The sequence below is a fragment of the Pontimonas salivibrio genome (assembly GCF_002950575.1).
Classification (GTDB): Bacteria; Actinomycetota; Actinomycetes; order Actinomycetales; family Microbacteriaceae; genus Pontimonas; species Pontimonas salivibrio.
Map to the genome: position 1 here is coordinate 456,848 of NZ_CP026923.1, position 12,721 is coordinate 469,568.

Below are 12,721 nucleotides of genomic sequence, written 5' to 3' on the forward strand. Positions count from 1 at the left end.
GGATATGTCTGAGTCATCATCTTTCTTCATCGCGACGCCGATTTTTTACGTCAACGACGTACCCCACATCGGCCATGGCTACACGCAGGTGGCTGCCGACGTGTTGGCACGTTGGAATCGCCAAAACGGTAATGATGCGTGGATGCTGACCGGTACCGACGAACACGGACAAAAAATCCTCCGCACCGCAATGGCTAACGGCGTTGAGCCCCAACAGTGGGCAGACAACCTGGTGGAAAAAGCGTGGTTGCCGCTGTTGGGCACGTTGGATATCGCCAACGACGATTTCATTCGCACCACGGATGCACGCCACGAAGAGGCCGTCAAAAAGTTTCTCACCCTGCTCCACGACCGCGGATTCATCTACAAGGGTGACTACGAAGGTTTTTACTGTGTGGGCTGCGAAGAGTACAAGCAGCCCACAGACCTCGTCGATGGGGAAGGTGAATTTGAGGGCCAAAAAGTGTGTCCCAGTCACGGCCGTCCCGTGGAAGTGCTCAAAGAAACCAACTATTTCTTCACGCTGTCGCAATTCCAGGATCGGCTTCTAGAGCTCTACCGCGAACAACCCGATTTCATTCAACCCGAGAGTGTGCGAAACGAAATCATTGCGTTTGTCACCAGAGGTCTTGATGACCTGTCGATTTCGCGCGCGCAACTCGACTGGGGTATTGAGTTGCCCTTTGATAAAGACCACGTCACCTACGTCTGGTTCGAAGCCCTCCTGAACTACATCACCGCCACCGGTTGGGGCAGTGACGAGAGAGAATTTGAGCGCCGCTGGCCCGCCACCCAACTGGTCGGCAAAGATATCGCCCGATTCCACGCCGTGATTTGGCCGGCCATGCTGATGGCGGCCGGCCTACAACCACCCAGGCGAGTCTTTGCCCACGGCTGGCTATTGGTTGGCGGCGAAAAGATGTCCAAGACAAAACTGACCGGCATCGCCCCACACGACATCACTGACGTGTTTGGCTCGGACGCATTTCGCTACTACTTCTTGCGTGCCATCACGTTTGGTTCAGACGGTTCGTTTAGTTGGGAAGACCTCGCGGCACGATACGAATCGGAACTGGCCAACGGTTTCGGCAACCTCGCCTCCCGGGTGGTCTCGATGATCACCCGCTACTTCGACGGTGTGGTGCCTGAGGTGTCAGAGTCGGATCCCACTGACGCGGAGCACCACATTCACGACGTCTTGGCCACCCAGACGGCCAAAGCTAATGATGCGATGGATCGGTTCATGATTCATGAGGCTGTGGCGGCCATTTGGGTGATTGTCGATGAACTAAACGGTTACCTGACCGAACAGGAACCGTGGGTGTTGGCCAAAGATGAGGCAGCCAGAGGGCGCCTCGCCGCGGTGTTATATACGGCGGCGAACGGTCTTCGCACACTGGCGATCTTGTTCTCTCCCATCATGCCCAAAGCCTGTGGCCTGCTGTGGGACGCGCTCGGCGGTACAGACACCCTGGGTGGACTGCAGGAGCAGCTGCTCGCGAACGCCGGAGCCCCTGACGGTCTTCCGACCGGTCACTCAGTGGCGACACTGGAGCCACTGTTTCCGAGGATTGATACGGAGTAGCCCGGTGGCAGCATCCGAAAAGATTCCGGCACATCTGCGCACCCGCGGATCTATGGAAGCCAGCGATCGGCGGGAAGCTTATCCGCCGATGCCGGAAGCCCTAGAGGTGGCGGTGTATGACAACCACGCCCACCTGGAAATTGCTGATGGTGAGAACCCGCTGGACTTTCGGGAACACTTAGATCGCGCCGGCTCGGTCGGAGTCCACGGGGTGATCCAAGTGGGAACAAACGTGGCCACCTCGCTGTGGTCTGCGGATGTCGCGGCCGTTGAACCACGGGTGCTCGCGGCAGTTGCTATTCACCCCAACGAGGCGCCTGAGCTTCACCAAAAAGGCACGTTAGATGACGCGTTACAGGTTATTGACGATCTAGCTAAAAGGCCACGGGTGGTGGCGATTGGTGAAACCGGTCTGGACTTTTTTCGTACCGAAGGCCCACTCCAACCCCCTCAACGCAGAAGCTTCATTGAACATATCCGGTTGGCGAAAGCTCACAACCTTGCACTACAAATTCACGACCGAGACGCCCACCACGATGTGGTTGACGTGCTGCTCAAGGAGGGTGCACCCGAGCGCACCGTCTTCCACTGCTACAGCGGTGACCGGGAATTAGCCGAGATTCTGAACGCCAACGGTTGGTACGCGTCCTTTGCGGGCACGGTGACGTTTGGCAACGCCAAGGGTGTTCAAGAATCTCTCGCAGTGATGAATAAATCCCGCATCCTCATCGAAACGGACACACCGTTTTTGACTCCCACGCCCCACCGCGGCAAACCCAACAGCCCGTACATGATTCCCCACACCTTGCGTTTCATGGCCAAGTATTTGGACACCGATGTGAACCTCTTGGCAGCCCAAATCACCGACAACACTTTCGACGTGTACGGGCGTTGGGATGACAACCCGCCCACGATTCGGACCAACCCGGTCACCGGTGAACCCTGGGACGAATTAGAACCCTCACGCTTTCATGCCTCCTGAGCCCGGTGGGGCGTACCTCCAGGCGCGCGATATTCGCCAACTGGCAGAAACCTACGAGCTGACACCGCAGAAATCCAAGGGGCAAAACTTTCTCGGTGATGCCAACACGGTGAGAAAAATTGTCACCCTCTCTGGTGTCCAACCAGGTGACAGCGTTGTCGAAGTCGGTCCCGGCTTTGGGTCCCTCACCGTGGGGCTCTTGCACGCGGGCGCATCCGTGACCGCAATCGAAATTGATCCCCGGCTTGCCGAGGCCACACGCGACGTGGTGGCGACCAGGCTGTCGGGTGCCGAGCTCGGTGTGGTCACTGCCGATGCGCTGCGCCTGGAGGAGGTTCCTGGCTCACCCGACTACCTAGTGGCAAACCTTCCCTACAACGTCGCGGTGCCGGTCGTCATCCACCTGCTGAGCCTGCACCCCGGGTTTCGCCGCGTGTTGGTGATGGTCCAAGCAGAAGTCGGGTGGCGTATTGCCGCAGCACCCGGGAGTGAACATTACGGCTCACCGAGTGCGAAATGCGCATGGTGGGGGAAATGGTCGGTTGAATCGACCATTTCCCGGAGGGTGTTTTGGCCAGAGCCCCGTGTGGATTCGGTGTTGGTAGGAATGCATTCGCACACCCCGCCAGGCGATGAGGCGACCCGCAAGAGGGTGTTTCGCTTAATCGATGCGGGTTTTCACACCAGGCGGAAAATGTCCCGTCAAGCACTAGCCGAACACCTTGGCGGTGTTGCCCAGGCGACCATGGCCATCGAATCGGCCGGATTAGATCCGACCAGTCGGTGTGAGACGTGGAGCTTGGACAATTTCGTGGCCCTCGATGCGTGGTTGGAGTCGTCCTCGTGAACTCGTCGGTTCCCCTGCTGTGGTTACCCGCTGGTCTCGGTGCGGGGGTGTTGATGGGCTTTGTCGCGCCGTTGCCGTTTTCGCTGCCGCTCTGGGCCCTACTGGTCATCCACGCAGTGGTGATTTTCCATCTCGCCCTCGCGCTACCCCTCATGTCTTTGGGTCGAGCGACAGGCCAAACCAGGGTGTGGCGAGCATTGGTGGCCATCAACGTTCTTGCTGTTCCGCTTCTGGCTTTTGTGCTCTCACGTGTGGTGTGGCACACCTACGAACTGCAGGTGGGGCTGCTGTTGGTGTTGCTGGCCCCAGGGGTCGCGTTAATCCTGCCGATCATTCGAGGGGCGGGTGGTGATGCCGAGAGCGTTCTGGGTGTCACACCGTTGCTGTTAGCCGGTCAGCTCATCGCCGTTCCACCCCTGACCATTCTGCTAAGTGGGGGAGTGTTCCAGTGGAGCGATATTCCCCCCACACTCCTCCCGATTGCCGCAGTCATTGTTGCTCCCGTGATCATCAGCGCCGTCATCCAGTGGCGATGGAAAACCCTTGACTCCACGCCGGAGCTTCCACTGTTGCCGCGCCTCACCGTGTGGTGGGCGGCCGCCGCGTTTTTCGTGACCGCGTGGGATAAAACGCCGGGTGCCGCCGAGCGCCTCAGTGAACTGAGCTGGTTGGTGCCTCTGTCGATTGCGTTCCTCGTGTTAATGGCACCGCTCAGCCTGTTAGCGGCAGGCCTCGTCGGGGTGACAGTCGATAAACGCCGGGCCATCCTGATTGCAGCAGTGGGGCGAGGAGGAATCGTCATTCTTCCCATCACCCTCGCGCTGGATCAAGACGTCTGGGGGCTTGTTCCGTTCGTGGTGATGGGGCAAGCGTCCATTGAAGCCATCGGGTTGTTGGTCTACCGATCCATCACCCGAGAAATCCTCGCCGGCGAGCACACCTAATTAGTGACCGTAACGCCCGTGATTACTGCCCCGGGGGACTGGTGGGGACGACGCTAAGCTCGGGCGTATGAGCCCGGCGCATCCACGGTCTGTCGTCGCACAAGCGCCCGGAAAAATTAACCTCGGCCTCTGGGTAGGCCCAGCTGACGACACAGGCTTTCACCCACTGCTCACCGCTTTTCAAGCGGTAGACCTGTGGGAAATTGTCACTCTCACCGAGGCGCCTTCGCTCGGCATATCGTGCGCGGGCAGCGTGGACTGCTCGGGGGTTCCACTCGGCCCAGGCAACATTGCCTGGAAGGCAGTGGAGAGGGTGGCCAGCGCTCGCGGCGAATCGGGGTCCACTTCGATGTCGATCGCGATTGAGAAGAACGTTCCGGTCGCTGGCGGGATGGCTGGCGGGTCAGCTGATGCAGCAGCAACACTTCTTGCCCTGCAACAGTTTTCGCAGCCACCCCTGGATTACTCACAGATCGTGGCGATTGCCGCCGAACTGGGATCTGATGTGCCCTTTTCCCTCCAGGGAGGAAGTGCCATTGGACGCGGTAGGGGAGTCGACCTGACCGCAGTATTGCCACAACAACCCCTCCACCTTGTGGTGGTGCCGGCCACGTTCGAGCTCTCCACTGCGGAGGTCTATCGGCAATTTGATGGAGAGGGCCGGAGTGCACCTCTCGCCACCGAACTACCCGAAGGGTTTCTAGACGCTTGGCTGGCCGGTGATGCCACCCGCCTTGCTCCTCTCCTGCACAACGATTTAGAGGCGCCAGCGTGCCGGTTGCAACCACAGCTGGTGACCACCCTGCACGATGTTCATGCAGCAGGAGCTCTTCGGGCCATGGTCTCTGGTTCCGGACCGACCGTTTTGGGTTTTGCCAACGATGCCGAGCATGCGCAGACAATTGCCCAACAACTAGGCCGGCGAGGCTATTCCCCGATTGTCACCCAGACGGTCATTCACCCCAACGAACAGTCACCACAACAGACCACCGACACTGTGTAGGAGGGCCGGCTCGACCCCGCTTACTGAGGGGCCCCTAGTGAGGGGGACGCTCGGAGCTGCCGCCTTCGCCGGCTTCCTCCTGGGAGTTAGTGTCTGCGGAAGTGGCTTCTGCGGCACCGGTTTCTGCGGCTGCCGCTTTTGCCGCGGCTTCGGCGGCTGCTAGAGCAGCGTGACCCTCCCGAGGGGCTCCGATGACGCTTGCAAGAACCAACACGATGGCACCCCCGACCAGGGCAATGTCGGCCACATTTCCGACAAAGAATCCGGCGTAGTCCAAAAAGTCAACGATGTGGCCGATGGCGAACCCTGGGTCCCGGAAAAGTCGATCACCGAGGTGACTAATAGCCCCGCCGGTCATTGCCCCCAAACCAATCACCCACAACCAGTGGCGGGTACTGAGACTAAACCACACCAAACCCACTACCGCGAAGGCCGCCACAATAGAGAGAATCCAGGTGTAGTCGGCAGCGATACCAAAGGCGGCACCGGGATTGTAGACCAGGCGGAAACCAAAAAGGTCTCCCCACAGGGGCACATATTCCCGAAATTCCAGTTCAGATTCCGCCCACCATTTCGACCACTGGTCGACGACAATCCAAATCAGTGCCTGAATGCCGATCAGAAGTGGACCAAGAAAACGTTGCACCGGGGGTTCCTCACTGTCTCGACCAAGGGGGCCAGACTAGGCTTCCCTGGTGGTACATCTACTCGGAGCCCAGTCGGTGTACCTCGAGTATCCCACGCGCGAAGTCTTCGCGGGTGTCTCTGCGTCGCTCAGTGCCGGGGATCGAATCGGCATCGTGGGTCGAAACGGTGAAGGAAAATCGACCCTTCTCAAACTCCTCGCGGGACGACTTCAACCTGACCGCGGTGACGTCATTGCCCGTAACGGTTTGCGCATTGGTTACGTCGACCAGTCGGATCAACTAGGCGGCGAGCACAGTGTGTTGCAGGCCGTGGTGGGCGATGTTGACGACCACCAGTGGGCGAGGGACCCCAAAGTTCGTGACGTGTTGAGCGGTGTCTTGGGCGACATCGATTACGACACACCTGTGAGTGCTCTCAGTGGTGGCCAAACCAGGCGGGTGAGTTTAGCCTCAACTCTCATTCACGACTGGGATGTCTTGATGCTCGACGAGCCGACCAACCATTTGGATATCGCCAGTGTGTCGTGGCTTGCCGGGCACCTCAAGAAACGTTTTGCCAAAAATGATTCGGCGCTGCTGGTTGTTACCCACGATCGGTGGTTTCTCGACCAGGTGACCGATCAGACCTGGGAAGTGAACCGCCAACAGATTTCTGCCTACGAAGGCGGCTACGCCGCCTACGTCTTGCAGCGAATGGAACGCGGACGCCAAGAACAGGTGCGCTTCGCCCGCAGCCAAAACCTGTTGCGAAAAGAACTCGCGTGGCTTCGCCGGGGCGCGCCGGCCAGAACGACGAAACCCAAGTTCCGCATTGAGGCGGCTGAAAGCCTGATTGCGACCGAGCCACCACCCAGGGATCAGGTGAGCCTGTCGAGATTGGCCACCCAGCGGTTGGGTAAGACGGTGCTGGAGTTAGACGATGTGTGGGCAGGATACGACGACACCGACATTCTTCGCGGAGTGACGTGGAATATTGCCCCCGGTGAGCGCACAGGCATTGTGGCGGCGAACGGCCAAGGAAAAACCACTCTCCTTCGCGTGTTGGAGGGCAGCCTTCAGCCCACCAAGGGGCGCATCAAACGCGGCAAAACAGTCAAGATTGGCAGTCTCGATCAGCGTGATGGTGGTTTAGAACCGTGGTGGGATAAACGAGTCGCCGATTTGGTCGCCGATCACAAAACCAGTTACGTGGCGGGTAAAGCCGAATACACCCCCAGTTACCTGCTGGAACAGTTAGGTTTTGGCTCCGCCACCCTCTCGCAGCACGTGTCCAGGCTTTCTGGTGGTCAGCGTCGACGGTTGAACATTTTGGTGCAGTTATTGGCTGAACCCAACGTGTTGCTACTCGATGAGCCCACTAACGACCTCGACACGGACATGTTGACCGCTCTGGAAGACCTTTTGGATTCGTGGCCGGGAACACTCATTGTGGTCTCCCACGATCGCTACCTCGTGGAGCGAGTGACGGACCAACAGTATGCGCTGATTGACGGTAATTTGCGCCACCTTCCCCGCGGTATCGACGAATACCTCCAGTTACGTCCCACCACGTCGTCCAATTCGTCTGACACCAAGAACCCGGCCGATCAGTCCACGCATCAACCGTCGTCATCAACCGCCTCCCCACGGTTAGCACCGGGCAGTAAAGAACACCGGCTGGCCGAAAAAGAACAAGGTCAGATTGAGCGGCGTTTGGCCAAGCTACAGACCGAGCGTGCTGCGCTCGTTGAAGAAATGGCGGTGATTGACCCTAAAGAGTGGGAGCCGCTCAGCGCACTCACCCAACAGGTGGACACCATTGATCAGGAAATTTCTGAGCGGGAGATGCGGTGGTTGGAACTGGTCGCCCTGTTAGAGCCTGGTGCCTAAACAGCACAGCAGCGCTAGGTGGAAATTAGGCCTCTGAGGCGTCCGCGTCGCTGATTTCCAGACTCAGGGTGCGAAGCAGATTACTGAGAGCTTCACGATCCGACGCACTCAAGCCCCGCAGGGCGTGCTCTTCTTCCCTTAGCAAATCAGCCAAAGCCCGATCCACGACGCTTCGCCCTAGCGGGGTGAGGCCCACCAGGGCCCGCCTGCCATCGTCGCTGTCGGGGGTTCTGGTGACTAAACCGCGTTGCACCAACCGGTGAATCCTGTTGGTCATCGCTCCACTGGTCACCATGGTGTGTTGCCGAAGCACTGTGGGGCTTAGTTGGTAGGGCTCACCGGAGCGTCGGAGTGTGGCCAACACGTCAAAAGCGGACACATCCAAGTCGTGGGCACTGAACACTCTGCGGCGAAGCCGGTCCAAATGTTTGGCAATTCTGGTCACCCGCGAGAGCACACCTAAGGGAGCAAGGTCCAAATCGGAGCGTTCCTGGGACCACGCCTCAATGATGTGATCGACATCATCGCGGGGAGCCGACATTTAACCATTATCGTGGTCTGGCAGACTAGAGCGCAGAGCGACACATTCCGCCTTGGTGTAACGGCAGCACGACAGCCTTTGGAGCTGTTAGGTCTAGGTTCGAATCCTGGGGGCGGAGCCAGATGTGGGAGTTTCCCGCTTGCCTGCTGTCAAACCGTGAGCCATGCACTTAAATGGTAGGCATGAGCCCTTCTTCGTTGGCCGTCGTGGTGTTGGCGGCAGGCGCGGGCACCAGGATGAAATCGGCCACCCCGAAGGTTCTGCACCCTCTGGCGGGTATTCCATTAATCGGCCACGTGCTGTCTACTGCTGAAGCGCTAAACCCCCAGCAGACGGTTGTGGTGGTTCGCCACGAAGCAGAGCAAGTCTCCGAAGCGGTCGACACCTGGGCTGACAACGCACATATTGTGCACCAAGACGACATCCCCGGCACGGGACGTGCGGTGGAACTCGCCCTGGAGAAAATCCCGAGCGATGTCGACAATGTCGTGATTTTGAGCGCCGATGTTCCCCTGCTGGATTCGGAAACAATCGGGGCAATGATCGGCTTTCACCAAGAAGCGGAAGCAGGGGTTACTCTGCTCAGCACAATCCACGAAGACCCCACCGGTTACGGCCGGATCATCCGCCGTGACGATGGAATCGTCACGGCCATCGTCGAAGAAGTCGATGCGGATGAGCAACAGCGCGCCATCCACGAAGTCAACGCGGGCGTGTATGTCGCGAGGCGGGACATTCTGGCCCACGCCTTGCCGAGCCTCACCACAGCCAACGCGCAGGGCGAAAAATATCTCACCGACGTCGTCGGACAGGTGGCCACACAATCGGGCGTAGTTCACGCCGTCGTGGTGGAGGATTCGTGGCTCGTCGAAGGTGTTAACGACCGAATCCAACTGCAACGCATGCAGCGCCGGCTGAACACCATGATTGTGCGCGGTTGGCAACGAGACGGTGTGAGTATCAAAGCCCCCGAATCAGTGTGGATTGACCTCTCAGTCCAGCTCGACCAGGACGTCACACTGCTGCCCGGAGTGACCCTTGAGGGCTCCTGCCACATTGACAACGGAGCTACCATCGGCCCTGATTGCACCCTCAGTCACGCGCGGGTCGGAGCAGGAGCACGAATTCAGCGCAGTGTCGTCGACTCTGCGGTGATTGCCGCCGGTGCCACCGTGGGGCCCTTTGCGTACCTCCGGCCCGGCACCGTCATCAATGAGGGCGGCAAAGTCGGTGCATTCGTCGAAACCAAGAACGCGACCATTGGTCGCGGGGCAAAAGTGCCACACTTGAGTTACATCGGCGATGCCGACATTGGCGAAGGGGCAAACATCGGTGCAGGCAGCATTACCGCCAACTATGACGGGGTGAATAAACACCGCACCGTCATAGGCCCGCACGCCAAAACAGGTTCCGACAACGTCTTTGTGGCACCCGTCGAAGTGGGTGCCGGGGCGTACACCGCGGCAGGCACCACCATCCGCCGTAATGTGCCCGCCGGCGCGCTCGCGGTCGCACCCGTGAGTGTGCGCACCATTGACGGCTGGGTGGGCACCAATCGACCCGGCACCGCGGCGGCTGAGGCCGCCGAGAATTCCCGCACTACACCCGATACCCACTAAATCAGCGAGGACACTATGGGCCAGATTTCCACCCCGAATAAGAAAAATCTCATCATTGTGTCGGGAAGGGCCCACCCGCAGCTTGCGGAAGATGTGGCCACCCAGTTGGGTAGCGATGTCCTCTCCAGCGAAAACCGGACCTTTGCAAACGGCGAAATTTACGCCCGTTACGGCGAAAGTGTTCGCGGGTGCGATGCCTTCGTCATTCAGGCCCACAGTTACCCCATCAACGAATGGTTGATGGAGCAGTTGATCATGGTCGATGCGCTGAAGCGTGCCAGTGCGAAGCGCATCACCGTCGTGGCCCCGTTTTATCCCTACGCGCGTCAAGACAAGAAAGGGCGCGGTCGCGAACCCATTTCCGCCCGACTCGTGGCGGACCTGTTTAAAGCAGCGGGCGCTGATCGGATCATGAGTGTTGACCTGCACGCCGCCCAAATTCAAGGGTTCTTTGACGGACCCGTCGATCACCTTTTCGCCATGCCGGTGCTGTTAGAGCACTTCCGGGAGAAGCTCAACATTGACGAGCTCACCATTGTGAGCCCCGACATGGGTCGTGTGCGGGTAGCCGATATTTGGAGTGACAAATTGGGGGCACCACTGGCGATTATTCACAAACGTCGTGACCCCCGCGTGCCCAACCAAGTCTCGGTTCACGAAATTGTGGGTGACGTGGAAGGCCGCGTCTGCCTGCTGGTCGATGACCTGATCGACACCGGTCGCACCATTCAAAAAGCCGCGGAAGCGCTCAAAAATGCCGGTGCGAAAGGTGTCGTCGTTGCCGCCACACACGCCGTATTTTCTGACCCCGCGACCGAAGTTCTCCAGTCGGAAGCCATTGACGAGGTCGTCGTCACCGACACCCTCCCGCTGCCGGATTCGAAAAAGTGGGACCGGCTCACCATCTTGCCCATTGCCCCGCTTCTGGCCCGAGCCATTCGGGAAGTCTTCGACGACGGTTCGGTGACGTCAATGTTTGACGGTCAGGCTTAAGTTCCACTCACTGGGCGCAGGTTGGGAACCCCGGGGATGGGGCCAAGTGTGGCGATCAGGAGCTCTTGGTTAGCTCCGACAGGGACATAGCACTGCCATCCGGCTGCACTGAGCGGTAGGAGTTCGAACCGTGCATCAACGCCCGGTGCGTTGGGGGCGTAGTACTGACGGGCCAATTCACAGGCATAGGCGGCGGAGCGGTTGGCTTGACCAATCGTGCCAATCAGGCTGGGCAGCACCAGTAGCCCTAAACCGACGAGGGCGACGGTGCGCAAAATGCGCATCCGCCGGTTACTGCGCAGCGGCTGTGGGTCATCTTCTGGCCACAGCTCCTCGGGAAGGGGGTCAGACATGCTGTGGATCAGACATTCTGAGTTGTTCGCTGTATCGACCGCATCACCCCACCAGCCTAAGAGGATGCAACCGAGAGTGTTCACATACGGGCTTTAAGCTCACCGTGTGCAGGCTTTAGAGCGTCGGTTGGGAGTTACCGGCTCCATCGCGATTGGTGTCGCGGCGATGGTGGGGGCTGGGGTGTTTTTCGTGTGGGCCCCCGCGTGGGATCTCGCGGGCGAGTGGATGTTGGTGTCACTGGCTTTGGCCACGATAGTGGCGACACTAAACGGGTTAGTCACCACCCAGCTGGCCATTCGCGTACCGACATCGGGTGGTATTTATTCCTATGGTCGGGCTTATCGCGGCGAGTTTGTGGGATTCGTGGCCGGTTGGCTTTTTATTACCGGCAAAACTGCTTCAGCTGCCGCCATCGCACTGATTGCCGCTACGTATGTGCTGCCTGACCAGCCCCGTGGGTTGGCTGTGGCATTCATTGTGGCCTTCAGCGCGGTCGTGATCAGCGGTATTCGCGCCACCGCCACCCTCAGTATCGGCATTGTTGCCGTGGTGGTGGGAGGTCTGGTGTTTCTCGCTGTGCCCGCAATCGCCTCCGAGGGTGTGTCGATTACTTTCGGGTCACTACCCGGTTGGGGTGTGTTGAGCGCCGCCGGGTTGATGTTTTTTTCCTTTGCCGGCTACGCGAGGATGGCCACTCTCGGTGAAGAGGTGCGCGACCCCGTGCGCACGTTGCCCCGGGCAATCATTGGTGCACTAGTCATCGTCCTCACCCTTTACGCGTTGTTGGCCCTGGCCTTAATTCCCACCTTCGCCGCAAACGGCGTGAGCCCAGCACCTCTCACCGCGTTGGTTTCTGGTGATGCAATGTGGTTGGTGGGGCTGCTGGCTTTGGTGGCTTCTCTCGGTTCGCTGCTGGCCATCCTCGCGGGGCTCAGTCGAACCAGTTTGCAAATGGCGAGGCATCGAGACCTCCCAGGAGCACTCGCCCACCTCTCGCCTGCAACGAAAGGACCGCTGTTTTCTGAACTTGCCGTGGCAGCGGGAGCCATCACCCTGGTGTTGGTGACCGACCCGCTGTGGTTGGTGGGCCTTTCAGGAACCGGTGTGCTCAGCTACTACGCCATCGGTCACTACAGCGCTCTCGCCCAACCCCGAGCAGAACGATTCCTCCCTCCTGTGGTGCCGATACTGGGGTTGGTGTTGTGCCTGGTGTTAGTGGTGAGTCTGCCGGTGGCGTCACTCATCGCCGGAGTCAGCTGGACTCTTCTGGGGGTGTTGTGGTTTGTGATTGCCCGCAGTATTCGCCGACGAAAAAACCCCCCACAAGGCTGACATCC

At 59.3% G+C, this 12,721-nt stretch carries 12 protein-coding genes and 1 tRNA gene; 10 read left to right on the forward strand and 3 right to left on the reverse strand.

Features of this window, described 5'->3' with window-relative positions; genetic code table 11:
- Positions 1–4: 4 nt before the first annotated feature.
- The 5 genes from metG to C3B54_RS02495 all read left to right on the forward strand — a co-directional run bounded on the left by metG (position 5) and on the right by C3B54_RS02495 (position 5,361).
- Entirely contained in the window at positions 5–1,585 is a 1,581-nt protein-coding gene (metG, locus tag C3B54_RS02475) for a methionine--tRNA ligase (protein WP_104913094.1), read from the forward strand.
- Positions 1,586–1,637: 52 nt separating this feature from the next.
- Positions 1,638–2,567, forward strand: a complete 930-nt coding sequence (locus C3B54_RS02480; protein ID WP_104914217.1) for a TatD family hydrolase — start codon at positions 1,638–1,640, stop codon at positions 2,565–2,567.
- A complete protein-coding gene (gene rsmA / locus C3B54_RS02485) occupies positions 2,557–3,414 on the forward strand; it encodes a 16S rRNA (adenine(1518)-N(6)/adenine(1519)-N(6))-dimethyltransferase RsmA (protein ID WP_104913095.1) in 858 nt (285 codons plus the stop codon). Before C3B54_RS02480 ends, rsmA begins: the two co-directional genes overlap by 11 nt.
- Entirely contained in the window at positions 3,411–4,358 is a 948-nt protein-coding gene (locus C3B54_RS02490) for a hypothetical protein (protein ID WP_158665481.1), read from the forward strand. Before rsmA ends, C3B54_RS02490 begins: the two co-directional genes overlap by 4 nt.
- Before the next feature lie 67 nt (positions 4,359–4,425).
- Positions 4,426–5,361, forward strand: a complete 936-nt coding sequence (locus C3B54_RS02495) for a 4-(cytidine 5'-diphospho)-2-C-methyl-D-erythritol kinase (protein ID WP_104913097.1) — start codon at positions 4,426–4,428, stop codon at positions 5,359–5,361.
- 34 nt (positions 5,362–5,395) lie between these two features.
- Here the strand turns inward: C3B54_RS02495 and C3B54_RS02500 are convergent, their stop codons facing one another.
- Positions 5,396–6,007 (reverse strand): signal peptidase II, encoded by a 612-nt coding sequence (locus C3B54_RS02500; RefSeq protein WP_104913098.1) that lies wholly within the window; start codon positions 6,005–6,007, stop codon positions 5,396–5,398.
- A 49-nt stretch (positions 6,008–6,056) separates the two neighbouring features.
- Here C3B54_RS02500 and C3B54_RS02505 point away from each other — a divergent pair, with 49 nt between their 5' ends.
- On the forward strand, positions 6,057–7,877 hold the full coding sequence (locus C3B54_RS02505) for an ABC-F family ATP-binding cassette domain-containing protein (RefSeq protein WP_104913099.1): 1,821 nt from the start codon (positions 6,057–6,059) through the stop codon (positions 7,875–7,877).
- A gap of 25 nt (positions 7,878–7,902) precedes the next feature.
- Here the strand turns inward: C3B54_RS02505 and C3B54_RS02510 are convergent, their stop codons facing one another.
- A complete protein-coding gene (locus C3B54_RS02510; protein ID WP_104913100.1) occupies positions 7,903–8,418 on the reverse strand; it encodes a MarR family winged helix-turn-helix transcriptional regulator in 516 nt (171 codons plus the stop codon).
- 46 nt (positions 8,419–8,464) lie between these two features.
- Here C3B54_RS02510 and C3B54_RS02515 point away from each other — a divergent pair.
- The 3 genes from C3B54_RS02515 (at position 8,465) to C3B54_RS02525 (ending at position 11,030) form a co-directional block, all read left to right on the forward strand.
- Positions 8,465–8,539 (forward strand) — tRNA-Gln (locus C3B54_RS02515).
- 61 nt (positions 8,540–8,600) lie between these two features.
- Positions 8,601–10,037, forward strand: a complete 1,437-nt coding sequence (gene glmU, locus C3B54_RS02520) for a bifunctional UDP-N-acetylglucosamine diphosphorylase/glucosamine-1-phosphate N-acetyltransferase GlmU (RefSeq protein WP_104913101.1) — start codon at positions 8,601–8,603, stop codon at positions 10,035–10,037.
- Between the two features lie 15 nt (positions 10,038–10,052).
- A complete protein-coding gene (locus C3B54_RS02525; protein WP_104913102.1) occupies positions 10,053–11,030 on the forward strand; it encodes a ribose-phosphate diphosphokinase in 978 nt (325 codons plus the stop codon).
- Here the strand turns inward: C3B54_RS02525 and C3B54_RS02530 are convergent.
- Positions 11,027–11,383 carry a hypothetical protein gene (locus tag C3B54_RS02530; RefSeq protein ID WP_158665482.1) on the reverse strand — a complete coding sequence of 119 codons (357 nt, stop codon included), beginning with the start codon at positions 11,381–11,383 and terminating at the stop codon, positions 11,027–11,029. The two genes, C3B54_RS02525 and C3B54_RS02530, sit on opposite strands and share 4 nt — an antisense overlap.
- A 106-nt stretch (positions 11,384–11,489) precedes the next feature.
- Between C3B54_RS02530 and C3B54_RS02535 the strand changes: the two genes are divergently transcribed.
- Complete coding sequence (locus tag C3B54_RS02535) at positions 11,490–12,716, forward strand: APC family permease (protein ID WP_104913104.1); 1,227 nt, start codon at positions 11,490–11,492, stop codon at positions 12,714–12,716.
- Positions 12,717–12,721 lie beyond the last annotated feature (5 nt).

Excerpts from the sequence above, each read along its gene's own strand:
- C3B54_RS02495 (WP_104913097.1), top strand. The coding sequence starts at position 4,426 with ATGAGCCCGGCGCATCCACGGTCTGTCGTCGCACAAGCGCCCGGAAAA.
- C3B54_RS02530 (WP_158665482.1), bottom strand. The coding sequence starts at position 11,383 with ATGTCTGACCCCCTTCCCGAGGAGCTGTGGCCAGAAGATGACCCACAG.
- C3B54_RS02525 (WP_104913102.1), top strand. The coding sequence starts at position 10,053 with ATGGGCCAGATTTCCACCCCGAATAAGAAAAATCTCATCATTGTGTCG.
- glmU (WP_104913101.1), top strand. The coding sequence starts at position 8,601 with ATGAGCCCTTCTTCGTTGGCCGTCGTGGTGTTGGCGGCAGGCGCGGGC.
- rsmA (WP_104913095.1), top strand. The coding sequence starts at position 2,557 with ATGCCTCCTGAGCCCGGTGGGGCGTACCTCCAGGCGCGCGATATTCGC.
- C3B54_RS02510 (WP_104913100.1), bottom strand. The coding sequence starts at position 8,418 with ATGTCGGCTCCCCGCGATGATGTCGATCACATCATTGAGGCGTGGTCC.
- C3B54_RS02480 (WP_104914217.1), top strand. The coding sequence starts at position 1,638 with ATGGAAGCCAGCGATCGGCGGGAAGCTTATCCGCCGATGCCGGAAGCC.
- metG (WP_104913094.1), top strand. The coding sequence starts at position 5 with ATGTCTGAGTCATCATCTTTCTTCATCGCGACGCCGATTTTTTACGTC.